General features: G+C 65.7%; 24 protein-coding genes. 14 read left to right on the forward strand and 10 right to left on the reverse strand.

Going from position 1 to position 26,650, the window contains the following annotated elements; all coding sequences use genetic code 11:
- Positions 1–25 precede the first annotated feature (25 nt).
- Complete coding sequence (locus tag BG023_RS10960; RefSeq protein ID WP_083234661.1) at positions 26–505, forward strand: GFA family protein; 480 nt, start codon at positions 26–28, stop codon at positions 503–505.
- Between the two features lie 12 nt (positions 506–517).
- Here the strand turns inward: BG023_RS10960 and alaS are convergent, their stop codons facing one another.
- From alaS to smpB, 7 genes are all read right to left on the reverse strand, one after another.
- Complete coding sequence (alaS, locus tag BG023_RS10965; RefSeq protein ID WP_069310487.1) at positions 518–3,190, reverse strand: alanine--tRNA ligase; 2,673 nt, start codon at positions 3,188–3,190, stop codon at positions 518–520.
- A 352-nt stretch (positions 3,191–3,542) separates the two neighbouring features.
- On the reverse strand, positions 3,543–4,610 hold the full coding sequence (gene recA / locus BG023_RS10970) for a recombinase RecA (protein WP_069310488.1): 1,068 nt from the start codon (positions 4,608–4,610) through the stop codon (positions 3,543–3,545).
- Between the two features lie 130 nt (positions 4,611–4,740).
- Complete coding sequence (locus BG023_RS10975; protein ID WP_150122859.1) at positions 4,741–6,366, reverse strand: DUF4139 domain-containing protein; 1,626 nt, start codon at positions 6,364–6,366, stop codon at positions 4,741–4,743.
- A 10-nt stretch (positions 6,367–6,376) separates the two neighbouring features.
- Positions 6,377–7,867, reverse strand: a complete 1,491-nt coding sequence (locus tag BG023_RS10980) for a DUF4139 domain-containing protein (protein WP_069310490.1) — start codon at positions 7,865–7,867, stop codon at positions 6,377–6,379.
- A gap of 99 nt (positions 7,868–7,966) precedes the next feature.
- Positions 7,967–10,372 (reverse strand): PAS domain-containing sensor histidine kinase, encoded by a 2,406-nt coding sequence (locus tag BG023_RS10985; protein ID WP_150122944.1) that lies wholly within the window; start codon positions 10,370–10,372, stop codon positions 7,967–7,969.
- A 178-nt stretch (positions 10,373–10,550) separates the two neighbouring features.
- Positions 10,551–11,165: a DUF2062 domain-containing protein gene (locus BG023_RS10990; protein ID WP_083234662.1), complete on the reverse strand. Its 615-nt coding sequence runs from the start codon at positions 11,163–11,165 to the stop codon at positions 10,551–10,553.
- 142 nt (positions 11,166–11,307) lie between these two features.
- Positions 11,308–11,790, reverse strand: coding sequence for an SsrA-binding protein SmpB (gene smpB / locus BG023_RS10995; protein ID WP_069310492.1), 483 nt, complete (start codon positions 11,788–11,790; stop codon positions 11,308–11,310).
- A 138-nt stretch (positions 11,791–11,928) separates the two neighbouring features.
- Here smpB and BG023_RS11000 point away from each other — a divergent pair, with 138 nt between their 5' ends.
- Positions 11,929–13,638 carry an amidohydrolase gene (locus BG023_RS11000; RefSeq protein ID WP_069310493.1) on the forward strand — a complete coding sequence of 570 codons (1,710 nt, stop codon included), beginning with the start codon at positions 11,929–11,931 and terminating at the stop codon, positions 13,636–13,638.
- Positions 13,639–13,654: 16 nt separating this feature from the next.
- Here BG023_RS11000 and dapA read toward each other — a convergent pair whose 3' ends face one another.
- On the reverse strand, positions 13,655–14,536 hold the full coding sequence (gene dapA / locus BG023_RS11005; RefSeq protein ID WP_069310494.1) for a 4-hydroxy-tetrahydrodipicolinate synthase: 882 nt from the start codon (positions 14,534–14,536) through the stop codon (positions 13,655–13,657).
- Between the two features lie 97 nt (positions 14,537–14,633).
- Here dapA and BG023_RS11010 point away from each other — a divergent pair, with 97 nt between their 5' ends.
- From BG023_RS11010 to BG023_RS11060, 11 genes are all read left to right on the forward strand, one after another.
- On the forward strand, positions 14,634–16,598 hold the full coding sequence (locus BG023_RS11010) for a lytic transglycosylase domain-containing protein (protein ID WP_083234663.1): 1,965 nt from the start codon (positions 14,634–14,636) through the stop codon (positions 16,596–16,598).
- Between the two features lie 18 nt (positions 16,599–16,616).
- Positions 16,617–17,096 (forward strand): transcription elongation factor GreB, encoded by a 480-nt coding sequence (gene greB / locus BG023_RS11015; protein WP_069310495.1) that lies wholly within the window; start codon positions 16,617–16,619, stop codon positions 17,094–17,096.
- Positions 17,089–17,565 carry a hypothetical protein gene (locus BG023_RS11020; RefSeq protein WP_069310496.1) on the forward strand — a complete coding sequence of 159 codons (477 nt, stop codon included), beginning with the start codon at positions 17,089–17,091 and terminating at the stop codon, positions 17,563–17,565. Before greB ends, BG023_RS11020 begins: the two co-directional genes overlap by 8 nt.
- A 40-nt stretch (positions 17,566–17,605) precedes the next feature.
- Positions 17,606–18,865, forward strand: coding sequence for a 23S rRNA (adenine(2503)-C(2))-methyltransferase RlmN (gene rlmN / locus BG023_RS11025; RefSeq protein WP_069310497.1), 1,260 nt, complete (start codon positions 17,606–17,608; stop codon positions 18,863–18,865).
- On the forward strand, positions 18,862–19,458 hold the full coding sequence (locus BG023_RS11030) for a class I SAM-dependent methyltransferase (RefSeq protein WP_069310498.1): 597 nt from the start codon (positions 18,862–18,864) through the stop codon (positions 19,456–19,458). The genes rlmN and BG023_RS11030 overlap by 4 nt, the downstream gene beginning before the upstream one ends.
- Positions 19,455–20,096: an MOSC domain-containing protein gene (locus BG023_RS11035; RefSeq protein ID WP_069310499.1), complete on the forward strand. Its 642-nt coding sequence runs from the start codon at positions 19,455–19,457 to the stop codon at positions 20,094–20,096. Before BG023_RS11030 ends, BG023_RS11035 begins: the two co-directional genes overlap by 4 nt.
- Before the next feature lie 134 nt (positions 20,097–20,230).
- Positions 20,231–20,698 (forward strand): glycine zipper 2TM domain-containing protein, encoded by a 468-nt coding sequence (locus BG023_RS11040; protein ID WP_069310500.1) that lies wholly within the window; start codon positions 20,231–20,233, stop codon positions 20,696–20,698.
- A 119-nt stretch (positions 20,699–20,817) separates the two neighbouring features.
- Positions 20,818–21,192, forward strand: coding sequence for a glycine zipper 2TM domain-containing protein (locus BG023_RS11045; protein ID WP_069310501.1), 375 nt, complete (start codon positions 20,818–20,820; stop codon positions 21,190–21,192).
- 103 nt (positions 21,193–21,295) lie between these two features.
- Positions 21,296–22,054, forward strand: a complete 759-nt coding sequence (locus tag BG023_RS11050) for an SDR family oxidoreductase (protein WP_069310502.1) — start codon at positions 21,296–21,298, stop codon at positions 22,052–22,054.
- A 12-nt stretch (positions 22,055–22,066) separates the two neighbouring features.
- A complete protein-coding gene (locus tag BG023_RS11055) occupies positions 22,067–22,795 on the forward strand; it encodes a cytochrome b/b6 domain-containing protein (protein WP_069310503.1) in 729 nt (242 codons plus the stop codon).
- Positions 22,788–23,537, forward strand: a complete 750-nt coding sequence (locus BG023_RS11060) for a molybdopterin-dependent oxidoreductase (protein ID WP_069310504.1) — start codon at positions 22,788–22,790, stop codon at positions 23,535–23,537. Before BG023_RS11055 ends, BG023_RS11060 begins: the two co-directional genes overlap by 8 nt.
- Here BG023_RS11060 and BG023_RS11065 read toward each other — a convergent pair.
- Positions 23,534–23,977, reverse strand: coding sequence for a DUF1801 domain-containing protein (locus BG023_RS11065; protein WP_335673836.1), 444 nt, complete (start codon positions 23,975–23,977; stop codon positions 23,534–23,536). The two genes, BG023_RS11060 and BG023_RS11065, sit on opposite strands and share 4 nt — an antisense overlap.
- Before the next feature lie 81 nt (positions 23,978–24,058).
- Here BG023_RS11065 and BG023_RS11070 point away from each other — a divergent pair, with 81 nt between their 5' ends.
- Positions 24,059–25,285 (forward strand): SAM-dependent methyltransferase, encoded by a 1,227-nt coding sequence (locus BG023_RS11070; RefSeq protein ID WP_069310506.1) that lies wholly within the window; start codon positions 24,059–24,061, stop codon positions 25,283–25,285.
- On the opposite strand, the gene BG023_RS11075 is transcribed toward BG023_RS11070, so the two are convergent.
- Entirely contained in the window at positions 25,282–26,634 is a 1,353-nt protein-coding gene (locus tag BG023_RS11075; protein WP_069311278.1) for an acyltransferase family protein, read from the reverse strand. The genes BG023_RS11070 and BG023_RS11075 overlap by 4 nt on opposite strands.
- Positions 26,635–26,650: the final 16 nt, after the last annotated feature.

Consider the following 26,650-nt stretch of genomic DNA (forward strand, 5'->3'; position numbering starts at 1 on the left):
CCTTGCGATCGAATGGAGAAGACGCATGGGACAACACGGCGATAAAAGCGATTGGCTAGAAGGCTGCTGCCCTTGCGGAGCGAGCCGGATCGCGCTTGCACGGATGCCGAAGCACCGCTTCCTGTGCCACTGCACGATCTGCCAGAGCGTCTATCCGGGCGACTACGCCGATGCGACCATCACGCGGGCCGACGCGGTGAGCCTGTTGACGCCCGATACCGTCTCCTTCGGCCACTACAAGGCAAACAGCCCGCTGGAACGCGGGGTGTGCAATTCCTGCGGTCACCCGGTCGCCGCGTTCATGAAGATGCCTGGCATGCCGGATCTTGCGTTTGTCCCGACCGCGATGCTCCCCAAAGAGGGCGTGCAGCCGAAGCCCTCACGCCACATCTTCTACGGCACCCGCAAAGCCGACGTGAAGGACGATCTGCCCAAGACCAGCGGCGAGCTTGCAAGCATGGCCGTGATCGTGCCCGATTTTCTGGCCGCGCTTTTCCGACGTTGAGCGCCTCGCCGGTCAGCCGGCCAGCACCGCTTTCACAGCCGCCAGCGCCTCGGCAGCCTTGCTGCCATCCGGCCCGCCGCCCTGAGCCATATCGGGCCGACCGCCGCCGCCCTTGCCGCCGAGCGCTTCAACGCCCGCGCGCACCAGATCGACCGCGCTGAAGCGTCCCGTGAGATCGTCAGTCACCGCTGCGGCGATGCTCGCCTTGCCGTCATTGACTGCAATCATCACCGCGATGCCTGACCCCATGCGCTGCTTGGCCGCATCGAGCAGCGGACGCAGTTCCTTGGGGTCAAGCCCATCGAGTACACGACCTTCAAACTGGAAGCCAAGAAGAGCCAACGCTTCGTCGTTCTCCTCAGCCAATCCGACAACGCCGCCAGATCCGCCGCCGCCCAGCGCCAGCGCCTTCTTGGCCTCGGCTAGCTCCTTCTCGAGCCGCTTGCGCTCGTCGAGCAGCGCCGCGAGACGCGCGGGCACTTCTTCCGGAGTCGCGCGGATCACGCCTGCGGCTGACTTGAGCGCTTCCTCGCGGCCAACGAGCCATTCGCGCGCGGCCTCGCCCGTCAGCGCCTCGATGCGGCGCACGCCCGAAGACACCGCGCTTTCCGAAACGATGCGGAACACGCCGATATCGCCGGTGGCGCGCACGTGGGTGCCGCCGCACAGTTCGACCGAGTAGTTGCGCCCTTCCCCGCCGGTACGGCCCATGGCAAGCACGCGCACCTCGTCACCATACTTCTCGCCGAACAGCGCCAATGCGCCCGCCGCGACAGCATCGTCCGGGGTCATCAAGCGAGTGCTGACCGGCTCGTTGGCGCGGATTTCCGCGTTCACCTCGGCCTCGATCGCGGCGATGTCATCGCCAGTCAGCGCGGCCGGGTGCGAAAAGTCGAAGCGCAGGCGGTCCTGCGCCACAAGGCTGCCCTTCTGCGTGACATGCGCGCCAAGGCGGTTGCGCAGCGCCGCATGGACGAGGTGTGTGGCCGAATGATTGGCCCGGATCTGGTCACGGCGCGCAACATCCACCTTGAGCTCGACCGTGTCGCCAACCGCGACTTCGCCTGCTTCAATACGGACCTGATGCGCATGGAGGCGGCCGAGCGGCTTGGCAGTATCGGTGACGCTGGCCTTGAGCCCAGCAAGGCTCGCCATGCTGCCGGCATCGCCGGTCTGGCCGCCGCTTTCACCGTAGAACGGGGTCTGGTTGGTGAGGATGACGACCTCGTCTCCGGCAGCCGCTGTCTGGACTTCGGCCCCGCCCTTGACGATCGCCACCACCCGGCCCTCGCCGCTGGTCGAGGTGTAGCCGGTAAACTCCGTCGCGCCTTCGCGCTCGGCAATGTCGAACCAGACTTCGCCCGAAGCCGCTTCGCCAGAACCCTTCCACGCCGCGCGCGCGGCGGCCTTCTGGCGCGCCATTGCGGCGTCGAAACCGGCCTTGTCGACCCCGATGCCGCGGACGCGCAACGCGTCTTCGGTCAGGTCATAAGGGAAGCCGAAAGTGTCATAGAGGCGGAAGGCGATCTCGCCATCAAGCTCGCCGCCACTTGCCATTTCGTCGGTGGCTTCATCGAGCAGTTTCAGACCCTTGTCGAGCGTGCGGCGGAACTGGGTTTCCTCGCGCTCGAGCACTTCCTCAATCAGGGCCTGACCGCGCACGAGTTCGGGATAGGCCTGGCCCATCTCGCTCACCAGCGCCGGGACGAGGCGGTGCATCAGCGGCTGCGACGCGCCAAGCAAGTGAGCATGGCGCATCGCGCGGCGCATGATACGGCGCAGCACATAACCGCGGCCTTCATTCGACGGCAGCACACCGTCGGCCATCAGGAAGCTGGTCGAGCGCAGGTGATCGGCAATCACGCGGTGCGATGCCGCCTGCTCGCCCTGTACGGCAACACCGGTGAGCGATTCCGAAGCCGAAATCAGCGACTTGAAGGTGTCAGTGTCATAGTTGTCATGCACGCCCTGGAGCACGGCAGCGATGCGCTCGATCCCCATGCCGGTGTCGATCGAGGGCTTGGGCAGGTTGATCCGCGTGCCGTCTGCCTGCTGCTCGTATTGCATGAACACGAGGTTCCAGATCTCGACGAAGCGGTCGCCATCCTCGTCGGGGCTACCCGGAGGGCCGCCAAATATGTGATCGCCATGGTCGTAGAAGATTTCCGAGCACGGACCGCAGGGTCCGGTGTCGCCCATCGACCAGAAATTATCGTTTGTACTGATACGGATAATGCGATTTTCGGGCAGGCCGGCGATGCGGCTCCACAGGCCGGCGGCTTCGTCGTCTGTATGATAGACGGTGACCGTGAGGCGATCCTTGGGAAGGCCCCACTCCTTGGTCAGGAGGGTCCAGGCGTGGGTGATCGCCTCTTCCTTGAAATAGTCGCCGAAGGAGAAATTCCCCAGCATTTCGAAGAAGGTATGGTGGCGGGCGGTGTAGCCTACGTTGTCGAGATCGTTGTGCTTACCGCCGGCCCGGACGCATTTCTGCGACGAGGCCGCGCGCGGAGAAGCGGCGGTTTCGAGCCCGGTGAAGACGTTCTTGAACGGCACCATCCCGGCGTTGACGAACATCAACGTCGGATCGTTGTAGGGCACCAGCGGCGCCGAAGGCGTGGCGGCGTGACCATTCCTACTGAAATAGTCGAGGAAGGAGCGGCGGATGTCGTTCGTCGAGGTCATGGGCGTGCAGTTAGGCAAAGCGCGGGATGAACGCAATGGAGCGCTGTATGCGAGGCTGCCGGAGCGTTGCAGCAGGGTCACAAATGGGGCTATTTGAGGGGGCAAAAAGGCCCACCTAAGGGGGGGCAAGGCCAACCTGGAGGGGGTCTAGAGGGGGTCTAGAGGGTACCTAAGGGGGGTCTAGCAGGGGTCTGGAACGGGCTGGCGGGCCGATTTGCACGCCATCGCGGCCATCCCGAACGAAAAGCCGGCGCATGCTCTGGGGAGAAGCACACGCCGGCGTTCCGGTTTTCCAGGCGTCAAGTGGGACACGGGGGAATTGGGACAGCCCCCCGGCGACGCCCGCTTGGGGTCATTCGTCCGAGTCCGCGTCCGGCCCTGACATCATTTCCCCGGCGACCTCATCGGTGCGGCTGCGGATCGCAGCTTCCAAGCGGTCGCAAACTTCAGGATTGTCCTTAAGGTAGGTCTTGGCGTTTTCACGCCCCTGCCCGATGCGGATCGAATCATAGGAGAACCAGCTCCCCGACTTCTCGACCAGGCCGGCCTTCACGCCAAGGTCGAGGATTTCGCCGATCTTCGAGATGCCTTCGCCATACATGATGTCGAATTCGACCTGCTTGAACGGCGGGGCGACCTTGTTCTTGACCACCTTCACCCGCGTGGTGTTGCCGATAATCTCGTCACGATCCTTGATCTGTCCGGTGCGACGGATGTCGAGACGGACCGAGGCATAGAACTTGAGCGCGTTGCCGCCGGTGGTGGTTTCCGGATTGCCGTACATCACCCCGATCTTCATGCGCAGCTGGTTGATGAAGATCACCATGCAACGCGAGCGGCTGATCGAGCCGGTGAGCTTGCGCAGCGACTGCGACATCAGGCGAGCCTGAAGGCCGACGTGCGAATCGCCCATCTCGCCTTCGATTTCCGCGCGCGGCACCAGCGCCGCGACCGAATCGACCACCAGCACATCGATCGCGTTGGAGCGCACCAGCGTATCGGTGATTTCGAGCGCCTGTTCGCCGGTGTCGGGCTGAGAGACGATCAGCTCGTCAATGTCGACGCCGAGCTTCTTGGCATAGACCGGATCGAGCGCGTGTTCCGCGTCCACGAAAGCCGCCGTGCCGCCCATCTTCTGCGCTTCGGCAATCACATGCAGCGCCAGCGTGGTCTTGCCCGAGCTTTCCGGCCCGTAGACTTCGATCACGCGGCCGCGCGGCAGGCCGCCGATCCCGAGCGCGATATCAAGGCCCAGCGAACCGGTCGAAATCGCTTCGACCTGCATCGCTTCCTTCGAGCCCAGCTTCATCGCCGAACCCTTGCCAAAGGCACGATCAATCTGCGCAAGCGCGGCTTCCAGAGCCTTTTGACGATCCACGGCTTTTTTGTCCTCTTCGACCAATTTCAACTGCGTCGCCATCGCATGCGCTCCTTCGCTTGCCTAGGGGCGGAACAACAGTTTTCCGCCGCCTGGTAAGGAGCATGTATCGCATTTGTTCTCATGGAACAAGTAGGGAACGAAAAAATATCCAACGGCCCTTTCAGGCCATTCAATCGCGCGTTGCGTCGCGCAGCTTCCAGTCGAAATTGCGCGAACCATTGGCGGGTACGGTGACTTCCACGACTTGGGAGCCGTTCTTCACGATCACCTTGTGGCCAGGCATGCGCAGGTCATATCGCCCGCCCCAGCCGAGGTTCAGCCGCAGGGTGATGGGGTGCGGATTGGCGTTGGTGAGTTCGGCCCGCATCGCCGTCCACTTGCGGCCATTGGCGCGCGGATCGCCCTTTTCGGCCACCCGTTCGCAGCGAGCAAAGACTTGCGCGCTCGGTGCCAGTTCGAGCTCGACCTCCTGCCCGCGGGCATAGTCGCGCAAGGAGGATTGCGCCCCCACCTGCGGCCCATAAGACGTCGGCTCGTAGAGCGTCAGCGCGCCCTGCGGCAAGGCGATGCCGAGGCCCTTTGCCTCCTCGTTCTTCGTCACCAGCAGCACATGGGCGGGGACGGGTTCGCGCGCGTCTCCGATCCATTGATAGGGATAGCAGTCCGCTTCGTAGAGATACCGCGCCTTGACCGTGTCCTTGTTGAGGAAGGCGACCTGCTTCATCCCCTTGGCCGAAACATTGACGCGTCCCGGCACGCGGAACAGCTTCAGGTCGCCGAGGTTCTCCTCCTCGGCGGTAACGACCGATACTGGTGCGACCGAATCGTAAGAACGGGCCTCAAGCCGCGAGGCGGTGACAGTGATCACCTCCGATGCCGGGGCATACATCGGCGGCGGCGGTGGCATAACCGGCACGGGCGGCGGGACCATCGACCCCGCCGACGTGCTGCCGAAGGGATAGCAGGTCAGATAGAGTCCCTCGGCCACCGGCGGATCGGCGAGACTTTCGTAATCGCTGTCGACATTGAGCCTGCCCGCAATGATCTGGAGCTTGGCATTGTCAAAGCTCTGGCCGTTGTCATTCACTAGCGTCAGCCAGCTCAGCAGGCCCATGTCGAAGGCATCGCCCGAACCCTTTTCGCGAAGGGTGCCGACGTAATCGGCCTTCCAGTCGAAGCCCCAGGAAAGATAGGTCAGCGTCACCTCATAGGTGCCGCCGGCCTCCGAGCGGGCATCGACCGAGAACACCGGCTGGGCGGAAAGCCCGGAGGGCACGCGGTTGAAGGTGAGCGTTTCGGGCAGGCCCGAACATTGCACCGCTTCGAACCCCTGCGAGGTTTGCAGCACGAGGCCCCCGTCGGCGCGGGTGCGGACGACCGCCTGCTCGCTCACCGCCTTGCCGGTGGCGGGATTGGTGCGGGTGATGGTCACGCGGTTGCCGAGCGTCCCGTCGACCAGCGCGGCGGGAGAGAGGAGCTGGGCGTTGCGGTTCTTCTCGATCGTGCCACCGGGAAGTCCGGTGACGATCGCGGACACGCCGACCATGCCTTCAGCCACACCTTCGAAGCGGATGGTCGATTCGCCTTTGGGCAGCGTCACCCGGCGGGTCTCGCTGATCATCGCGAAGCCTTGCGGATTGTCCCGTTCCAGCGCCTCGTCCGCCCCCCGATCGGGATCGCGGTAGATCGTCACCGAAAGATCGGTCGGGGGCGAGGCATCGACCACCTCGCGCGCCAGAAGGGGCGCGGCGATCACGCTCGCCAGCGAGGCCAGGAGGGTTGCGGCGCGCCGCATCACCACCGCCTCAGTAGCGGGTTTCGTAGGTCACGCGGATCACCCGCTCGCCCTCGGCAGGGACAGAGACGCTGTAGCGCCGCTGATCGATGTTGCGCTGTTCGCCCTTCACATCCTCGCTGGTGATGCGGAAGTCATTGGCCCACCAGCCGCGATCAAGCCCGACCTGAGTGATATCGACGGTCACGGGTTCGGCCTTGGCGTTGGTGAGGGTGTAGCGCATCGTGGTGCGGTAGAAGGTCTTGGGCCGTTCGACCTGCACATCGCTGACGACCTTGCCATCCTGGATCACGCGGTAACGCGCGCTCTTTTCCCATTCGGCGCCGGTGATGGTCTCGCGCTTCTCGATCTCGGACTTGACCGTGATGTCGAAGGCATCGCCGGTGACGAGCGAGAGGTCGCTGCCCATCGGAGTGTGACCGATGCTGTTTTCGCCGATGAACTGCGGGGTGCCCTCGCTGTCGCGCTGGTAGAAGCGCACCGTGCCGGCGGGCAGCGCATCGCCGAGGCCCTGATCGCGCGCGGTCGAAAAAGCGATGCTCGACTGGACGTTGCGCGGCTGATCGTCGTTCTGCTGCCAGCCGACGCTGATCGCATAGACCTTACGCGCGGGCACGGACTGCACGTCGAGGAAGCTCACCTGCTTGGTCTGGGCATTGGCGACGGTGGTGCGGCCGCTGATCGGGTAGAGGTAGAAATCGCCGAGCCGCTCGCGCGCGGCGGCCTGCGTGCCGGCGCGGGTCAGCCCGCGGCTGCCGAACCCTCGTCCGCCGCTGCTGGGATTGCCCGCGACCAGCACGGTATCGGCCTGGTGGAAGGTGGTGCCGGTGTTATTGGTCAGGGTCACCCAGCCCTGCATGTCGATCGTGTCATTCTTCTCGTCATAGAGCGCGACGTAATCGGCGCTCCAACCGAGCCCGCCGGTGAGATAGCGCAAGCTGACTGGGCGGGTGCCCGCACGGGTCGAATCGAGATTGACCGAGAGAGTCGGGCGCGCGCGCAGGTTGACGGGCACGCGGTCGAAGATCACGCGGACGGGCAGGCCGTCGTCGCGCAGCACCTCGATGCGGTCGCCGATCTGGATCACCACCCCGCCCGCGACCGAGAGCACCTTGGCCCGCTCGCGCGTTTCGGCGCCGGTCGCGGGGTTGGTGCGCAGCAGCGTGACAGTCTGGCCGACCGCCTTCTCCATCAGCTTTTCGGGCGTGAGCAGATCGTAATCGAAGTTCTGTTCGATGATCGTGGTGTTCGCGGCGGCAAAGCTCAGCGTCTGGGCCTGGATACTAGCCGAGACATCGGGAAACTCGACCCGGCTCGTGCCTGCCGAAATGTTGAGCTGGCGCACGTCCTGCACCAGCGCCATCCCGCCGTTATAGATGGTGAGCGCGACATCGCCCTGTGCGGTCGCGTCAGGATCGGGGACGGACTGCGCTGCGGCTGCCGCCGCCAGCAAAGCCGCCGCAGAAACGCCGCAGCCTGCGAAAATCGTCCGGTTGATCATGCCAGTCCCCTCCAGTCGTGTCTGACTGAGGATGAACGACTTGTCGGCTTTATCCAAGGTGAACAGCGCTAACCCCGCGATAAATCGCCGGAAGCACGCCTAGGCCCCTGCCCCCTGTTCGGCGCGCGCCTGAAGCAGCACCGCGCCGACCTTGTCGCCGATTGCCGCAACGCTGAACGGCTTGGCGATGAAGTGCATGTCGGGAATGTCGATATCGCGGCGCAGCTGTTCCTCGGCATAGCCCGACATGAACAGCACAGGCATCTTGGGCAGCTTGGCGCGGATCGCGCGGACCATCGCAGGGCCGTCCATCCCGGGCATCACCACGTCACTGACGACAATGTCGAACGCCGCCCCCGGCTCGGCGATGGCGGCAAGCCCGTCCTCGCCATTGGCGCAGGCGGTGACGGTATAGCCCGCGCGGGCCAGCGCGCGTTCGGCGACGGTGCGGACCATGTCCTCGTCCTCGACCAGCAGCACCTTTCCGCCCGCCGACCAGTCCGACGATGCCAGCGGTGCAGCCTCGCGCTTCTTGGGCATTTCGCCGCGATGGACGGGGAGATAGACGGTGAAGCGCGCGCCGGTCGGGCGGCCTTCCTTGTCGGTGATGTTGTCCGCGAAGATGAACCCGCCCGATTGCTTGACGATCCCGTAGGCGGTCGAAAGGCCAAGGCCGGTGCCCTTGCCCTGTTCCTTGGTGGTGAAGAACGGCTCGAATAGCTTGGGCAGCACGTGGGGCGGAATGCCCCCGCCGGTGTCCTGCACGATCAGCACGGTGTAATCGGCAGGCGGCAGCACTTCAGACCCCAGCTGCACCACCTGTCGCGCCTGCAAAGCGCGGGTGAACAGCGAAATCCGTCCCTTGCCATCCCCGCGCGACTGGATCGCGTCGCGGGCGTTGACGGCGAGGTTCATGATCACCTGTTCGAGCTGCTGCGGATCGGCGCGCACCGGGCCGAGGTTGCGATCGTGCTGGACGTAATAGGCAATCTTCTCACCCAGCAGCCGCTTGATCAGCGGGCTGACCTCGCTGACCACATCGGGCAACTGGATGATTTCCGGTCGCAGCGTCTGCTGGCGCGAGAAGGCCAGCAGCTGGCGGGTGAGCGCGGCGGCGCGGTTCGAATTGGCGCGAATCTGCTGGATGTCGTCATAGTCGCTGTCGCCCGGGATATGGCGCAGCAGCATCAGATCGCAGGTGCCGATGATCGCGGTCAGCACGTTGTTGAAATCATGCGCGACCCCGCCGGCGAGCTGGCCCACGGCCTGCATCTTGGTGGCCTGCGCGACTTGGCGGCGCAGCTGCGTTTCCTGACTCGTATCGGCCAAGCTGAGGAGCACCGCCGCCTCGCCCAGCCCGCGCACGCCGGCCAGCCCGAGTGACACCGGTTCTTCCGGGCTCGAGAGCAGCCGCACGGCCACATCGCCGCTGGTCGATGGCCCGCGCCCGTGGCGGCGCACCGCATCGGAGAGTGCAGCCTTGTCCTCGCGCACCACCAGATCGGTGGGGAACGCGGGCAAGCCCTGTGTCTCGCGCCCGACCGAGCGCAGGAAGGCTTCGTTGGCGAACAGGAAGCGCCCGTCGCGGTCGGTCATCGCAAGGCCGAGCGGCAATTGCGCCAGCAACGCATCGAGCTGCGCCACCCCGGCCTGCGAGGCCCCTTCCCAGCCCGAACCGATGCCCACGCCCGAATCGATCAGCAGCATCAGCGATGTCGCCTCGTCCGGCCCGGCGGGCGTCACGCGGTGCGCAGGATCGACCAGCGGCACATCGACCAGCGTCTGCGGCGTGCCGCCCCGCCCTTCGCGGGCGAAATAGATCCGGTCACGCTCGTCCGAACGCAGGAAGCTGACAAAATCCTGCCCAACCAGTGTCCCACGTTCATCGCCTGCCGCGCGTTCGGCGAAGCCGGAGCTGACAGCGCGGATTACGCCGTCGGCGGTGGTGATCGCTGTCTCGATCCCCGCGCGGCTCAGCATCTTGCCGAAGGGCCCGGAGAGATCGAGCGCGCCGAGATCGGCCCCGCGCGCCTGCGGGATCGCGCGCAGCCGCCAGATCAGGTGATCATCGCCGCGGCCCGAACGCTCGGCGGAAATCTGCCATTCCGTCTCGTCGGGCGCGATAACCTTGTCGAGCGCCGCCGAACCATCGCGCCAGGCGTTGCGCGCGAGCAGCGTCACCGCTTCCAGCGCCTCGCGCTCGAACGGCAAAGCGGGCGGCGCGGCGCTGATACCGAAGTTGTCGAGAAACTGGCTGTTGGCGCAAACCATGCGGTTGGCGCGATCGGTAATCGCGATTGCCTCGCCGCTGCGCTCGATCGCGGCGACGGTGACCGACCAGTCGGGCGCGGCCAGTCCATCGGCCTGCGGCTCTGCGCGCATCCGGTCAAGCAGCACCACCCCGCCCAGCAGCACGCCCGCCCCGAGCACGAAGGCCAGCGCCACCAGCCAGCTATCGGTGGCAAGGAACAGGATCAGCGCGCTCGCCACCAATCCGCCCAGCACAGCGAGCACCAGCGACGACAGCTGCGGCAACGCGATTGCCGCCCCGCCCTTTTCAGACGCGGCAGGCGTAGCCTTGGCGGGTTTTCCGGGAATGCCGGGAAGGCGAGACAAGCGGGACGGCTCCTGTGACAATCTTGACCAACCGGCACGAAGTGATGCCGGTTCGTGTGCGGCTGTCCTACTCGGCGCCGAGCCGCTGGTCGAGCCGTGCTTCCATCACCTTCAACCGTCTGGCGCGTTTGCGCGACACCACGGCGCGCCAGACCCAGACAGACAGCACATAACCGATCACCGGAGTTATCACAGACAAGATCAGATAGCCGATCAGCGTGGCGCCTGCGACTTCATAGGCTCCTGACAGATAGGCCCATGCCCCACCGCCCGCTGACTTGGCGCTGGCGACAACCTGTGCGCCCGCCCCGAAGTGCAGCACGAAATCGCCCAGCTTGTAGGCGATCGCAGCCCAGAAGGGCAGCGTGAAGGGGTTGGTGACAAAGGTAATCAGCGCCGCAAGCGGCACATTCGCGCGCGTTGGCAGCGCGAGGAAGGTCGAGATCAGGATCTGCCCGAGCGGGAAGATGAACGCCGCAAACAGCCCCAACGCCACCCCGCGCGGAACCGAACGGCGAGTGAAGCGCCACAGTTCCGGCGAAAGCACGCGATGCGCGAAGGGGGCAAGAAAGCGGTTCTTCGCCATTTCCTCGCGGGTCGGGGTGTTCTTGCGGATCACACTCGCCGTCCACGCCCTCGAACGCGCGGCGATGCTCTGGCGACTGCCCTGTTGCTGCGTCATGCCAACACGCTTTCCGCGCGCAGGATCGCGCGGCAGGCAAAGGCACAAGGGCAGGATCGGGTCAGGGCCGGCATGATATCGCCCATATGGGTAGCATGGTGTTTCTGACCAGACGGTGAATCCGGCGTTAGGCGAAAAAATTTCACCCTTTCTCGCGCATCAAACGGGCCTTGTCGCGCTTCCAGTCGCGTTCCTTGATGCTGGCGCGCTTGTCATGGGTCTGCTTGCCCTTGGCCAGCGCCAGTTCGACCTTTGCCCGGCCCGTGCGGTTGAAGTAGACCGACAGCGGCACCAGCGTCATGCCCTTGCGCTCGACCGCGCCGAACAGCTTTTCGATCTCGCGTTCATGCAGCAGCAGCTTGCGCGGACGGCGCGGTTCGTGATTGAGGCGGTTGCCGTGCGAATATTCGGGGATGTTGGCGTTGATCAGCCACACCTGCCCATCCTTCACCTCGGCATAGGATTCCGCGATGCTCGCCTCTCCCGCACGCAGGGCCTTCACTTCGGTGCCCTGCAGCGCGAGCCCCGCCTCGAACGTGTCCTCGATCGAGTAATCGAAGCGCGCACGGCGGTTCTCGGCGACAATCTTGAGCTTGTCGAAGGTGACGGGTTTGGGGCGTGCCATAAGGGGGCGCGATGTAGGCGCGCTCGCGGCAAAAAGCGAGGGGCTTTGCCGCGCCTTTGTTCGTGAGTGGTCTGCAATTGGTCTTGCTGCGCCCCTCGGAACGCGCCAACATCGCCGCCGGAGAGGGGAAGAGAACCAATGCAGATCGACCGCCGGGCCGTGCTGGCCGGGCTTGCCGCCACGCCTTTGCTGGGAGCGACCGGCGTGCAGGAGCCCGTGACCATTTTCGCGGCGCGCCGCATCGTCACCATGGAGCCTGCCGGCCCCGAAGCGCGCTTCATGGCGGTTGCAGGTGGCAGGGTGCTTGGGCTTGCCGACAGCCTTGAAGCCCTTGCGCCCTGGACCAGAGGCCGCGCGCACACGATCGACCGGCGGTTTGCCGATCAGGTGCTGTTTCCCGGTCTGGTCGATCCGCATATCCACCCGATGCAATCGGCCGTGATGCTGGCTCTGCCCTTCCTCGCCCCTGACGAATGGCACCTTCCGTCGGGCCACTGGCAGGCGATTGCGGGGCAGGATGCCTATCGGGCGAGGCTCAAAAAGCTGCTGCGGGACGATTCAACCGATCCGCTCGTCACCTGGGGCCATCACGAGCTGTTTCACGGCCCGATCAACAGAGCCGTGCTCGACGGGATCGCCCCCGACCGCGCACTGTTCGTATGGCAGCGCAGCTTCCATGAAATCATCGCCAACTCCGCCGCGCTCGCACGTATCGGACTGGGCGAGCGGGCAGCCTTCGATGCCGCGATGGCGGCGGGCAAGGTCGAGCACGGCCATGCCGATTTCGACAAGGGCATCTTTGCCGAAACGGCGCTGCTGGTGGCCCTCGCCAAGCTGCGCCCGGTGCTGCTGTCTCCCGAACGCTTGGCGAGCGGGTTTGCCGGTCTCCACCAGCTCATGGCGACACGCGGCGTGACCACCACCTCGGACATGGCGACCGGCATTTTCGCCCAGTTCGACATCGAGGCAGGCCTGATCGCCCGCAGCTTCGGCCGCGCCGATACGCGGGCGCGGGTGATGCTGATGCCGATCGCGGCAGAGCTCGATCCGGTCGATGATCTGGATGCCTGGATGGCGAACGCAAAGCGCTACGCCAGCGATACGGTGCTGCTCGATCGCCGGGTCAAGCTGCTCGCCGATGGGGCCTTCTTTGCCCAGAACATGCGTATGGGGCCGCCGGGCTACACCGATGGCCATATCGGCAAGTGGATCACGCCGCCCGCCGATCTGCGCCGTCAGGTGGAACGCTATTGGCGGGCAGGCTTCTCGCTGCATATCCACGTCAACGGCGATGAGGGCACTGACGCGGTCCTTGCGGCGCTGTCCGTGCTCGACCCCCGCCCCGCCCAGACGATCACGCTCGAACACCTTGGCTATTGCACCGAGGCGCAGGCGCGGCGGATCGCGCGGATGGGGCTGATGGTTTCTGCCCAGCCGAACTACATCCGCGTGCTGGGCGAAGCCTATGGACGCGAAGGCCTCGGGCCTGACCGCGCGGCGCAAATCAATCGCCTCGGCTCGCTCGAACGCAAGGGCGTGGCGCTGGGCCTGCACAGCGATTTCAACATGGCCCCGATCGATCCCTTCTACCTCGCCTGGATCGCCCAAACGCGCGAGGGGCTCGATGGCACGGTGCGCGCGCCCGAAGAGCGGCTGAGCCGCGACAAGGCGCTGCGGGCGATCACCATCGAGGCCGCACAGGTTATCGGGATGGACGGGATGATCGGCTCGCTCGCGGCCGGCAAGAAAGCCGATTTTCTGGCGCTCGATGCCGACCCGCGCGAAGTGGAAACGGCGGCCCTCAAAGACCTGCCGATTGCCGCAACGGTGTTCGAAGGGCGGGTCTGAACCCCGCCCCCTTGCCTCAGAGCACGCCTGCCGAGACCAGCGCCTCGTCAACCGCCTTCTTGGCTTCGGGCGAACATTCGACCAGCGGCAGGCGCACTTCAGGCTCGATCCAGTCGTGCACGCGGCTGAGCGCGTATTTCACCGGCGCGGGGCTGGCGTCGGAGAACATGGCATAGTGCAGCGGGAACAGGCGGTCGTTCAACTGGCGCGCCTTCTTCAGCTCGTTCGCGGCAATCGCCTGATGGAACTCCGCACACAGCGCCGGGGCGACGTTGGCCGTCACCGAGATGCACCCGCGCCCGCCCGCCGCCGCATGGGGCAACCACAGCTCGTCATTGCCCGAAAGCTGGCAGAACTCGCGTCCGATCCCCATGCGGTGATCGGCGACGCGCGACAGGTCGCCGCTCGCATCCTTGATCGCGATGATCCGGTCGGGATACTTGCGAACCAGCTCGACCACTGTCTCATCGAGCAGATCGGTCACCGTGCGCGCAGGCACGTTGTAGAGCACGATCGGCAGCTCGGTGTTTTCCGCAAGGTAGCTGAAATGTGCGATCAGCCCGCGCTGGCTCGGGCGGTTGTAGTAAGGCGCCACGCACAGGCCTGCCGCCGCGCCCGATTTCTTGGCGAAGTTCATGTGCAGTTCGGCATTGCGGGTGTCATTCGATCCGCAGCCCGCAATCACCGGCACGCGGCCCGCCGCCTGCTCGATGCAAACCTCGATGACGCGGTGATGCTCGGCATTGGAGAGGGTCGAAGCCTCGCCAGTCGTGCCGCAGGCCACCAGAGCGGCGCTGCCGTTTTCGATCTGCCAGTCGACCAGCCGCCGATAAGCGGCCTCGTCAAACGACCCGCCGCGAAAAGGAGTCACCAGAGCGGGTATCGATCCGCTGAACATTGCCTTTGTCCTGCCTTCCTCGCTAGGGTGGGTTAATGACGGGGCCTCTCCCCCGCACTTCCACTGTTCAGCGCCTGATAAGGAGCCGATTGGCACTATGTCCAGCATGGTCCGCAAGTTTTGGATTTCGACTCGGATTTATGCTGCGCTGGTCGGGTTTGGCGCAGGGCTTTCGGTGAGCGCGCCTGCGGTGGCGCAGGACTGGGGATCGGGCAGCGATCTCGTCGCCCGCCAGCCGAGCATCATCGATTCCGCGATTTCGCGCTGGGAAGCCTTGCAGGCCAGCCGCACCAGCAGCTTTGCCGATTACGCGGGCTTCGCGCTCGCCTATCCCGATTTTCCGCGCGCCGATATTCTGCGGCTGCGCGCCGAGGGAGCGCTCGAGAACGAGGCACCGCCGCAGGCCGAAGTTCTGCGCTTCTTCGATGTGCTACCGCCGCTGACCAATCCCGGCCGCGCACGCTATGCGCTGGCGCTTGCCGGAGCGCAGCGGCCCGAGGCGCTGGCTGAGGCGCGCAAGGCATGGCGCGGCGGCAGCATGAGCGATCCGGTCGAGCTCTATATTTTCGGACTTTATGGCGCGCAGTTCACACCCGATGATCACGCCGCACGGATGGATGCGCTGCTGTGGCAGGGCAAGGCCGATGCGGCGGCGCGGCAGGTGATCAACCTTGCCGAAAGCCAGCGCCCGCTCGCGCTCGCCCGCCTCGCGCTGCTGCGCGGCGCGCCGGCGGAGATGTCGGGGCTGACCGTGCCCGCAGGCGCCAACGCCGATCCCGGCTATGTCTTCAACCGCATCAAGCAGTTGCGCGGCAACGGCCAGGGCTGGGAAGCCGCACAGGCCTTTATCAGCCGCCCTGCCTTCAACGCCCCTGCGCGCGATGCCGAAGCCTTCGTGACCGAGCTGCTCGCGCTCGCCAGGAACGTCGGCGCGCGCGATGCGGTGCAGGTCGCCAGCCGCACCGATGATCTGTTTGCGCCGGGCACCGACCTCTCGTCGCTCAGCTTCACTCTGCGCGATCGTTACACCGATCTAATGTGGCTCGGCGGGACCAAAGCGCTTTGGGATCTGGGTGATGGCGCCGCCGCCGCCCCGCTGTTCCAGCGCTATGGCGATGCCGCCAAGACGCCGCTCACCAAGGCCAAGGGCTATTTCTGGGCTGGCCGCGCCGCACGCCGCGCCGGGAACGAAGCCGAGGCGACCCGCTATTTCGAAATGGCAGCACGCTGGCCCGATTACTATTACGGCCAGCTGGCGCTTTCGGCATTGGGCCGCACTATGCCGGCCTTCGCCGCGCTGCCGCAGCCCGCGATCACCCCTGGAGCCCGCGCCGAATTCGACACGCATCCGTTGGTCAGAGCGATCCGCGCGCTCGCCAGCAATCGGCGCGACTGGCGCACCGAACGCCGCTTTTTCGAGGCCCTGGGCGACATCGCGGATACGCCCGAAGAGATGGTAATGGCCAACCAACTCGCCGCCAGTACCGGGCTTGATGAAATGGCCGTGGTGCTGGGAATGAAGGCGGGCGAGAACGGCCTTGCCGGGCTCGAACGGATCGGCTTCCCCGTGATTTCGACCCCCGCCTTCGTCAACGACTGGACGATGGTCCACGCGATCAGCCGTCAGGAAAGCGAGTTTGATCAGACCCGCGAAAGCCATGCCGGAGCGCGCGGGGTCATGCAGCTGATGCCCGGCACCGCGCGCGAGCAGGCAGGCAAGCTGGGCATGAACTACATGGCCGCCGATCTTACCGCCTCGCCGCATTACAACATCCAGCTGGGCGATGCCTATTTCGCCCGGATGATGAGCTATTACGGCGGTTCCTATCCGCTCGCGGTGGGTGCCTATAACGCCGGGCCGGGCCGCGTGAACGAGTGGCTGCGCCTCAACGGCGATCCGCGCACCGGGGCGATCGACTGGGTGACCTGGGTCGAAAAGATCCCCGCCAAGTACGAGACGCGCTATTACATCATGCGCGTGATCGGCAATGCGGTGACCTATTCGCACATGTATCCGGCCGAAGCCGGCCTGCCGCGCCCGGTCGATAGTTTCCTTCGCTGATGCGATGAAGCCGCGCCAATGAAGGTTCAGGGGGCACCGATCACACCGGCTGGCATGGCCGCGCTCAAGGCGCGCTATGACCACCTGCTCGGCACCGAGCGTCCGGCGATTGTCGAGATCGTCAGCTGGGCGGCGGGCAATGGCGACCGCTCGGAAAACGGCGATTATCTCTATGGCCGCAAGAAGATGCGCGAGATCGACCGCGAACTCGCCCACCTCGCGCGCCGGATGAAGGCGCTGCGGGTGGTCGATCCCGCGGGACAGCTGGACCGCACCCGCGTGTTCTTCGGCGCCAAGGTCGAAATCGCTGACGAGGATGACAACCGCCAGACAGTGCAGCTTGTCGGCGATGACGAGCAGGACGCGGGCGCGGGCCGGATCGGGTGGAATTCCCCACTGGCGCGGGCCTTGCGGGGCGCTGGCGTTGGCGATCTGCGGGTGGTCACTCTGCCATCGGGCACGAAGGAATGGGAAGTGATGGCGATCGACTATGACTAGGCTCGCCGTCCTCGCCCTGCTGTTGCTGGCCGCGCCGCTCGCAGCGCGCGAAAGCCTTGGCGTCTATGATAGCTGGGCCGCGTTCAAGGACGACAAGCCGCTGCGCTGCTATGCCATCGCCAAGGCGCAAGGCACCCCGCCCGCCCCCGCCTATGCGACGATCTCGCACTGGCCCCGGAAGAAGGTGCGCGGCGCGCTCCACATCGTCCTCTCGCGCGAGGTGGCGGACAAGGCCGAGGTGCGCCTCGCGCTCGGCGGCAAGCGGTTCGTGCTGGTGGGCAAGGGCCGCAACGCCTGGGCAGCCGATGCACAGGCGGATGCCGCGATCATAGCCGCGCTGCGCTCGGCATCCCGCATGAGCGTTTCCGCCCGCAGCGCCAAGGGCGGCATCTTTACCGACCGCTACGACCTCGCCGGCGCCGCCACAGCGATAGATGCGGCAACTGTGGGGTGCGCGAAAGCGCGCTGACTGGTCAAATCGTCAAAGCGCGACTATAGGGCCGCCACCCATGGCCGATACTGCACTCATGACCATCCCGGGCCTCGTCGACCCGGTGCCCGCCACGCGCGACATCACGCCGCGTGCCGATGGGCGCGTCGATCTGATCGGCCTGCCCCGCCCGCGCATCCGCGAACTCTTCGCCGAGGCGGGTCTTGATGACAGGCAGGCCAAGCTGCGCGCCAAGCAGGTGTTCCACTGGCTCTACCATCGCGGCGTCACCGATTTCGAGGCGATGACCGATATCGCCAAGCCGATGCGCCCCTGGCTGGCGGAGCGCTTCGTGATCGGCCGCCCCGATGTGGTCGAGGCCCAGCACTCGGTCGACGGCACCCGCAAGTGGCTGCTCCGCACGGCCGATGGCCACGATTTCGAGATGGTGTTCATCCCCGACGAGACGCGCGGCACGCTGTGCGTGTCTTCGCAGGTCGGCTGCACCCTCACCTGCTCCTTCTGCCACACCGGCACGATGAAGCTGGTGCGCAACCTTACCCCCGGCGAGATCGTCGGGCAGGTGATGCTCGCGCGCGACGCGCTGGGCGAATGGCCGCGCGGGACGATGGTGAGCGATGCCGACGTGATCGACGAGGATGACGAGGCGGGCCACTACACCGCCGATGGCCGCCTGCTCACCAACATCGTGATGATGGGCATGGGCGAGCCGCTCTACAATTTCGATCACGTGCGCGACGCGCTGAAGCTGGTGATGGATGGCGATGGCCTTGCCCTCTCCAAGCGCCGCATCACGCTCTCGACCAGCGGCGTCATTCCGATGATGGAGCGCTGCGGCGAGGAAATCGGGGTGAACCTCGCGGTCTCGCTTCACGGCGTGCGCAAGGAAGTGCGCGACGAGCTGGTGCCGCTCAACAAGAAGTACGGCATCGACGATCTGCTGCAGGCCTGCGCCGATTATCCGGGCGCGTCCAACGCGCGCCGCATCACCTTCGAATATGTGATGATCAAGGACAAGAACGACAGCGACGATGACGCGCGCGAGCTTGTCCGCCTGCTGCGCGAATACAACCTCCCTGCCAAGGTCAACCTGATCCCGTTCAACCCCTGGCCGGGCGCAGGCTACGAGACTTCGGCCCCGGAACGCATCCGGCGCTTTTCAGAAATCGTGTTCGAAGGCGGCTTCTCCGCTCCGGTTCGCACCCCGCGCGGGCGCGACATCGACGCGGCTTGCGGCCAGCTCAAGACCGCGGCGGAAAAGAAGTCCCGCGCCCAGCGCGACCGAGAAGCCGCTGCTGCGGCGGCTCAGGGCGCGTGAGCGCCGATCCCGACACCATCGCCTTCTATCAGGCCCGCGCGCCGCATTATGTGCTGAAGTTCGGGCAGGCGCACTCCTACCAGCTTGACCCGTTCCTCGACCTCCTGCCGCCCGGCGGGCGCGTGCTCGAACTGGGCTGCGGCGGCGGGCAGGATTCGCATCGTGCCAAGGCGCGCGGGTTTAGCGTCGATGCCACCGATGCCACCCCCGCGATGGTCGCCAAAGCCAACGAGCGCTGGGGTGTCGGCGCGCGCGTGATGGCGTTCGATGAACTGGATGCAGCAGATGCCTATGACGGCATCTGGGCGCACGCGAGCCTGTTGCACTGCCCCAGGGAAGCGCTCCCCGACGTCCTCGCCCGTATCCACCGCGCGCTCGTGCCCGGCGGATGGCACTTCGCCAGCTACAAGCTTGGCGAGGCAGAGGGGCGCGATGCCCTTGGCCGGTTCTACAACTTTCCCGATGCCGGATGGCTCGCCGCACAATATGACGCGATCCCCGGCTGGCAGATCGTCGAGACCCGCTGCTATCAGGCCGGCGGGTTCGACAATGTCGAACGCGACTGGATTGACCTCATCGTGAGGAAAGTATGAGCCACTGGACCATCGAAGCCGTCTGCACCGGCACCGCGCGCCCCTTCAACGGCGCGGAACTGAGCGCGATTGCCAAGCGCCCGCGCGAGGGTGCTGTGCAGGTCCTCAGCGAGGGACTCGCGCCCGACGAACAGGCCGATCGCCGCGTGCATGGCGGGCCGGAGATGGCGCTGCACCTATACCCGCTCGATCACCATGCGTGGTGGCGCGAGGTGATCGGCGATCATCCCGCGCTGGAAGAACCGGGCGGTTTCGGATCGAACCTCGCCGTCAGCGGCCTCACCGAAGACATGGTCCACATCGGCGACCGCTTCCGCCTTGGAACCGCGCTGATCGAGATCAGCCAGCCGCGCCAACCGTGCTGGAAGATCGAACACCGCTTCAGCCACAAGGGGATGGTCGCCCGGATCATCGAGAGCGGGTGCTGCGGCTGGTACTTCCGCGTGATCGAAGAGGGCGAGGTTGCCGCAGGCGACTCGCTCGAACGGATGGCGCTTGGTGCCACCGAATGGAGCGTCGCGCGGGTGTTTCATGCCATCATCGGCGGCAAGGCGACCCCGGCAGAATTCGCCGAACTGGCGGCGCTCGCCACCCTCACCCCGCGTCTGCGCGAAAAGGCCGCAGCCCGTCGCGGTTGAGCAACGGTTCACCTTGCAATCCCCCAACCTGAACAAATCCTGCTGTTTCCTGACAACATCATTCATCCCGCGTTCCAGTTAGATGAACGAAACAGGTTGTGCTCCATCGGGGAGCCGCCACAAGGAAACGAGCCATGAAGCACCTCGCCCTCATCGCCGCCGCCGGTTCGCTGGCTGCCTTTGCCGCTCCGGCACAGGCCGCCGAACTGCCCGCCGCGCCTTCGCCCATGTTCGCTGAATATCACGATAGCGTCCTGCCTTTCGGTCAGGTTGCCGCCTATGGCCGCGACGACTGGGACGATGATGATGACGATTGGCGCGACCGCCGCGACCGTCGCCGCTGGCGCGACCGCGACCGCGACTGGGATGACGGCCGCCGCTGGGATAGCCGCCGCGATCGCTACTGGCGCGGCAATGACGGCCGCTGGCGCTGCCGCCGCGACGACGGCACGACCGGTCTACTGATCGGCGCCGGGGTCGGCGCGCTGCTCGGCCGCGAAGTCGACCGCCGCGGTGACCGCACGCTGGGCACGGTGCTCGGCGCGGTGGGTGGCGGTCTGCTCGGCCGCGAGATCGATCGCGGCGATGTGCGCTGCCGCTAACGTCTTGGCGCGGCGGGCATCCGGCTCGACCGATGCCCGCCCTGCCGCTGGGCGCTGTTAACTCGCCCTTAAACAAGGAAAGTGGACGCTAGAGCCACACCGCAACGAGAGTACGACTCATGAAGAAGATTGCCATTATCCTCGCCGCCGGTGCCATGACGCTGCCGATGGCAGCGCCCGCGCAGGCCGACCCTCCGCCGCATGCACCTGCCTGGGGCAAGCGCGCAAAGCAGGCGCGGATCTATGATGATCGCGGCTTCTACATCGAACCGCGCCGCCTTGACCGCGACGATCGCATCTGGCGCGATGGCGACCGCTACTACTGCCGCCGCGACAACGGCACCACCGGTCTGGTGATCGGTGCCGGTGTCGGCGCACTTGTCGGTCGCGCGATCGATACCCGTGGCGACCGTTCGGCCGGCACTCTGCTCGGGGCGATCGGCGGCGGCCTGCTGGGCCGCGAAATCGACCGCGGCGAGCTGCGCTGCCGTTAAGCCACACAAGCGGGCGGCGCGCTGTTGCTACAGCTCCCCGATTGAAGCGCGCCGCCCGCACTGTTAGCGCTCCTGTCATGACCAACATGACCGGACTGCCCGCATGAACCGCCCCGCCGTGCTCGTTACCGGCGGGGCGACGCGTATCGGAGCCGCCATCGTCCAGCGCTTTGCCGCAGCAGGCTGGCACGTGGTGATCCACTACCGATCATCCTCGACCCTGGCGGACGAGCTTGCCGCGCGCCTGCCTTCGGCTGAAACCATCGGGTTCGATCTGCACGACGATGAAGCCGCCGTGGCCGCGATTACGGCCCTCGCCGCGCGGCTTCCAGACTGGCGCTGTCTGGTCAACTCGGCGTCGGTTTTTGATTACGACAGTGTAACCGAACTCGATCCGGCAACGAACCGCGAGGCAATGCAGGTCAATGCTCTCGCCCCGGCCCGGATGAGCCAAGTCTACCTCGCCCATGCGGCGAGCTTGGCCACGCGCACGGTGATCCAGATCACCGACATGAAGATCGAGAACACGAACCCCGATTTCTTCAGCTACACCATGTCTAAACACGCGCTGGCCGCGACCATCGGGATGCTGGCCAAGGGCGCGACGTCACCGCAAGACCGGGTCTACGGCATCGCGCCGGGCGCCATTCTCGCAAGCCATGACCAGCGCGAAGACGAAACCGACATTTCGCACCGCATGAACCTGCTCGGCCGCAAGACCGGCGCGGACGAAATCGCCGCTGCCGCGCTGTTCCTTGCCGGCGGATCGCTCGCCAGCGGGCAGAGCCTGTTCATCGACAGCGGCCAGCACCTGCTCGATCAGCCGCGCGACGTGATCTGGCTGGCACGCGAAGGGGCCTGAGGGGAGCTACGGATGGCAAAGAAGCACGCGCTTTCGACACGGCTATGGCACTGGGTGAACGCGGGCGCGATCATCGTGTTGTTCATGACCGGGCTCAACATCTCGAACGCGCACCGCCACCTCTACTGGGGTGACTATGGCTTCGATCCCAAGGACGCGTGGCTCTCCGTCATCAAGTTTCCCGGCTGGGCGACAATCCCGCAGCATTACAACCTCGCAATGGCGCGCGACTGGCACATCACCGCCGCCTGGCCCTTCGGGATCGGGGTGGTTTTCATCTGGGCGGCGATGCTGATCAATGGCCACTTCCGCCGCGATCTGATGACGGCGCCGAAGGACTGGACCCCAGGCGCGGTGATCGCTTCGATCAAGGCCCATTCGGGGCCGGGAGGTCATACCCACGGCTATAATTCGGTGCAGAAGATTCTCTATGGCGGCGTGTTCGGCGTGCTCTTGCCGCTGATGCTGTTCACCGGCCTTGCGATCAGCCCCGGCTTTCAGGCCGCGGCGCCGTGGCTGCTTGACCTGTTCGGGGGGCGCCAGAGCGCGCGCTCGCTCCACTTCCTTGCCGCTTGGGCGATCTTCGCGTTCTTCGTCATCCACATCGTGCTGGCCGTGTCCGACTGGCGGTTGATCCTCGAGATGTTCACCGGCGGCACACGCGAGGCCGAAGCTGCCCCTGCCCCGCCCCTGCCCGAACCCGACCCTGCCACCGAAGAGGGAGCACCCGCCCATGGTTGATCTGCCCCGCCGTTCGCTGCTTGCCGGAATGGCCGCGTTGGGCGCCTCCGCCTGCTCAAAGATCAACGAGAGCGAAACCACCCAAGCCCTGTTCAAAGCCGCCGAGGACGGCCACCGCGCCGTCCACCGCGCGCTGGCGGGCAAGCAGGGCCTCGCGCCCGAATATACCCGCGCCGAACGCTCGCCGACCTTCCGCGGCAATGGCTCGGTAACGGTCGAAGGCGCCGCCTATCAGGACCAGCTCGCCAGGGGCTTTCCCGACTGGCGGCTCGAGGTGCGCGGGCTGGTCGATCAGCCCTTGAGCCTCAGCCTCGCCGACATCCGCGCCCTGCCGCAGCGCACCCAGATCACCCGCCACGATTGCGTCGAAGGCTGGAGCGCGATCGGCGAGTGGACGGGGCCGCAGCTGGCCGCACTGCTCGATGCAGCCAAGGTGCGCAAAGAGGCCAACTTCATCGTCTTCCGCTGCGCCGACACTTATCGCGACAAGCCCTATTACGAGAGCATCGACATGGTCGATGCCTATCACCCGCAGACCATCATCGCCCATTCGCTGAACGGCGAACCCCTGCCCGAAAAGAACGGCGCGCCGCTCAGGATGCGGATCGAACGGCAACTCGGTTACAAGCAGGCCAAGTATGTCGAGGCGATCGAGGCGGTGACGAGCTTCGACCAGATCGGCCAGGGCGGCGGCGGCTTCTGGGAGGATTACGCCGGCTACCAGTGGTATGCCGGGGTCTAGCCCTCGGGATAGAGCCGGTTCATCGTCTGCCAGTCGGCCGCGATGATGTCTTCCAGCACCGCCAGATCGATGTCGGCGAGCTTGTTGACGTAAAGGCAGCTCTTGCCTGTGCTGTACTTGCCCAGCCGCGTCAGCTTGTCATCGCGCCCGGAGCCCGTCGCAGGATCGCAATAGCCGCCCATGAAGTAGAGCGAGTGCTTGGCCTTGCGCGGGCTGAAGCCGGCGCGCATCCAATGCACATCGCGCCCGCTTTCATAGGTGGTGCGGTATTCGCCGTAGCCGATGATGCTCGGCCCCCACATCTTCGGCTGCGCGCCCGTCACGCGGCGGAACAGCGCATCAATCACGCGTGCCTCCTCGCGCTTGGCAGGCGGTTCGACCGAAGCGAGGAACGTTTCGACCGCAACATCGGTGATCGTGGTTTTCGGCTCCGCCATCATTGGCCTCCTTGGCAATCCGGCCACCTTGCCAAACCGCAGGCAGCGGGTAACCTGAGCCAAGAAAACCACGAAAGGAGACGCATGAGCAAGGCCCTCCTCGATCGCTTTCTTGCCCGCGGGGTGCGGCAAGGCCGCCTCGGCGTGGTATTCGCCGATGGCAGCCACAGCACCTATGGCACCTCCGCCCCCGGCTTTCCCGAGGTCGTGATGCGCTTCACCGACGACCGCGTGCCGCGCGACATCATCCTCGATCCCCGCCTCGGCGCGGCCGAAGCGTTCATAGACGGGCGGCTGCTGATCGAAGAGGGCGACGTGATGGATCTCGTCAGCCTGCTGCGCGCCAACAACCCTTGGGACAAGGGTGGCGACATCGGCACGCCGAGCACATTGAAGCGCCTGATCAACCGCGCCAGCTTCGCCGCCGAGCAGATCAACAACCGCGTGGGTTCGAAGAAGAACGTCGCGCACCACTATGACATCGGCAACACGCTCTATGCGCTGATGCTCGACGCCGAGCACTGGCAGTATTCCTGCGCCTATTGGGCCGATGGCGTGACCACGCTGGGCGAGGCGCAGGGTGCCAAGCTGGCGCATATCGCCAGGAAGCTGGCGCTCACGGCGGGTCAGCAGGTGCTCGATATCGGCTGCGGTTGGGGCGGCATGGCGATCCACCTTGCCAAGCATCACGATGTCCACGTCACCGGCATCACACTGTCCGAAGAACAGGCCACCCTCGCCCGCGAGCGGGTGCGCGCGGCAGGCGTGGCCGACAAGGTGACGATCCTGCTCGAGGATTACCGCGATACCGCGGCGGGCGGCGCAAAGTTTGACCGGATCGTATCCGTTGGCATGTTCGAACACGTCGGGCGCGCGCAGTTCGAAACCTTCTTCGAGGCCTGCGCCAAAATGCTGGCGGACGACGGGGTGATGCTGCTCCACACCATCGGCCGCTTCGGCGGGCCCGGCACCACCGACGCCTTCACCCGCAAATACATCTTCCCCGGCGGCTACATCCCTGCGCTATCCGAGACGCTGGCAGCCTCGGAGAAATTCCGCCTGATTGCCGCCGATGTCGAAACGCTGCGGCTGCACTACGCCAAGACGATCCGCGCTTGGTACGCCAACTGCATGACCCACCGCGAGGCGATCATCGCGCTGTTCGACGAGAAGTTTTTCCGGATGTGGACCTTCTACCTCGCCGGCGCCGCCACCGTCTTCGAGAACGGCGGGATGTGCAATTACCAGATCCAGTACATCCGCAGCCGCCATGCGGTGCCGATCACACGCGACTATCTGATCGGGGCCTAACCCATCTCGTGCGCGCCGGGGCGCTGGCGCGGGCGGTAGACCGGGCCGAAGCCCATCAGCGCCGCACCCACCAGCGGCAGCGCCACCACCCACCAGCGAACGCCCGTTATCGAATCGGGGCTCGCAATCGTCAGCCCGGCGGTCGCGCCCAGTCCCGCGCAGATCGCCAGCACGCCCAGTACCGCCCGCAGACGCGGCACGGTGCGTCCGCCGCGAACCGGTCCGAAGCTCCTCTCATGCCGCGCAAAGATGCCGATCATGGGGAACAGCGCGACAATATAGACGGCGATCCAGATCGGACGCGTGATCCACCATTCGGTGGTCCCCGGCACAGGGGCAAGGCCCCAGCCGCCCAGCAACAGGTAATCGCCCGTCATCACCAGCACGAAGGCAGTGAGGTGCCACAGGAAGATGGTCATGATCATGCCGTTCATCAGCACCGTCCAGGTCCACAGGCGTACGCTTTCCAGCATCCGCCGCCCGGCCTGCTCCAGCGCCAGCACCAGCCCGATCTGCGTCGCGCCCAGCGCGAGCAGCGCCAGCGTCGGCGGGAGCGAGTTGGAAAACCCTTCCGGCGCCGAAACCATCGACACCGGGTAGAAGCCGAAAGCCGTAATCTTCACGAGGATCGCCAGCCAGACGGCGAACCACCCCCACGGGAACCACGTCTTGTCAAACTTGCCCGCCCGCCACGCAAAACCGAGCTGGTGGATCGCAAGGAACACCCACAGGAAGTTGGTGAAATTGACCCACGGAACCTTGGCGCTGAAGGTCAGCCAGTCGGTCAGCATCGCCAAGGGCACGAACATCGCTACGCTGCCCCAGCCCAGCCGCTCCCACAGCCGGTGGGCGATCGGGGTGAAGGCAGTGACCAGCAGATAGACCGCAAGGAACCAGACGGGGATCAGCGCCGCCTGCGTCGCCATGCGGATCTGCTCGCGCGGCAGACCCAGCTGCGTCAGCGCCACAGCCAGCGCCGCCCACACCAGCAGCACCGGGAAGGTCGGCGTGATCAGGCGCTGCACCCGGCTTGCCAGCCAGTCGCGATAGACACCCGCCTGATCGGGCGCGGCCTTGGCGGTGGTCGCGGTCCAGCTCACCTGGTTGGCATAGCCGCCGACGAGAAAGAACACCGGCATCACCTGAAAGCCCCAGGTTAACCAGTGCGCCCATTGCGAAATCGAGAGCAGGTCACCGCGCCGCAGCTCGCCCGCGGCATCGACGTAGAGGCCGGCCATCAGCCAGTGTCCGACGATGACCGCAAGGATCGAGACCGCGCGCAGGAAATCGACCCAGCGGTTGCGTGTCGGCGGGGTCAGCTCCGCCAGCTCGCGCGCCTTGCTCCACATTGTCAGCATATGATCC

The sequence above is a fragment of the Porphyrobacter sp. LM 6 genome (genome assembly GCF_001720465.1).
Classification (GTDB): Bacteria; Pseudomonadota; Alphaproteobacteria; order Sphingomonadales; family Sphingomonadaceae; genus Erythrobacter.

Excerpts from the sequence above, each read along its gene's own strand:
- BG023_RS10980 (WP_069310490.1), bottom strand. The coding sequence starts at position 7,867 with ATGATCAACCGGACGATTTTCGCAGGCTGCGGCGTTTCTGCGGCGGCT.
- BG023_RS11070 (WP_069310506.1), top strand. The coding sequence starts at position 24,059 with ATGAGCAAGGCCCTCCTCGATCGCTTTCTTGCCCGCGGGGTGCGGCAA.
- BG023_RS11050 (WP_069310502.1), top strand. The coding sequence starts at position 21,296 with ATGAACCGCCCCGCCGTGCTCGTTACCGGCGGGGCGACGCGTATCGGA.
- BG023_RS11055 (WP_069310503.1), top strand. The coding sequence starts at position 22,067 with ATGGCAAAGAAGCACGCGCTTTCGACACGGCTATGGCACTGGGTGAAC.
- BG023_RS11020 (WP_069310496.1), top strand. The coding sequence starts at position 17,089 with ATGACTAGGCTCGCCGTCCTCGCCCTGCTGTTGCTGGCCGCGCCGCTC.
- BG023_RS11000 (WP_069310493.1), top strand. The coding sequence starts at position 11,929 with ATGCAGATCGACCGCCGGGCCGTGCTGGCCGGGCTTGCCGCCACGCCT.
- dapA (WP_069310494.1), bottom strand. The coding sequence starts at position 14,536 with ATGTTCAGCGGATCGATACCCGCTCTGGTGACTCCTTTTCGCGGCGGG.
- recA (WP_069310488.1), bottom strand. The coding sequence starts at position 4,610 with ATGGCGACGCAGTTGAAATTGGTCGAAGAGGACAAAAAAGCCGTGGAT.
- BG023_RS11035 (WP_069310499.1), top strand. The coding sequence starts at position 19,455 with ATGAGCCACTGGACCATCGAAGCCGTCTGCACCGGCACCGCGCGCCCC.
- alaS (WP_069310487.1), bottom strand. The coding sequence starts at position 3,190 with ATGACCTCGACGAACGACATCCGCCGCTCCTTCCTCGACTATTTCAGT.
- BG023_RS10990 (WP_083234662.1), bottom strand. The coding sequence starts at position 11,165 with ATGACGCAGCAACAGGGCAGTCGCCAGAGCATCGCCGCGCGTTCGAGG.
- BG023_RS11045 (WP_069310501.1), top strand. The coding sequence starts at position 20,818 with ATGAAGAAGATTGCCATTATCCTCGCCGCCGGTGCCATGACGCTGCCG.
- smpB (WP_069310492.1), bottom strand. The coding sequence starts at position 11,790 with ATGGCACGCCCCAAACCCGTCACCTTCGACAAGCTCAAGATTGTCGCC.
- BG023_RS11010 (WP_083234663.1), top strand. The coding sequence starts at position 14,634 with ATGTCCAGCATGGTCCGCAAGTTTTGGATTTCGACTCGGATTTATGCT.
- BG023_RS11065 (WP_335673836.1), bottom strand. The coding sequence starts at position 23,977 with ATGATGGCGGAGCCGAAAACCACGATCACCGATGTTGCGGTCGAAACG.
- greB (WP_069310495.1), top strand. The coding sequence starts at position 16,617 with ATGAAGGTTCAGGGGGCACCGATCACACCGGCTGGCATGGCCGCGCTC.
- BG023_RS11060 (WP_069310504.1), top strand. The coding sequence starts at position 22,788 with ATGGTTGATCTGCCCCGCCGTTCGCTGCTTGCCGGAATGGCCGCGTTG.
- BG023_RS11040 (WP_069310500.1), top strand. The coding sequence starts at position 20,231 with ATGAAGCACCTCGCCCTCATCGCCGCCGCCGGTTCGCTGGCTGCCTTT.
- BG023_RS10975 (WP_150122859.1), bottom strand. The coding sequence starts at position 6,366 with ATGCGGCGCGCCGCAACCCTCCTGGCCTCGCTGGCGAGCGTGATCGCC.
- BG023_RS11075 (WP_069311278.1), bottom strand. The coding sequence starts at position 26,634 with ATGTGGAGCAAGGCGCGCGAGCTGGCGGAGCTGACCCCGCCGACACGC.
- BG023_RS10960 (WP_083234661.1), top strand. The coding sequence starts at position 26 with ATGGGACAACACGGCGATAAAAGCGATTGGCTAGAAGGCTGCTGCCCT.
- rlmN (WP_069310497.1), top strand. The coding sequence starts at position 17,606 with ATGGCCGATACTGCACTCATGACCATCCCGGGCCTCGTCGACCCGGTG.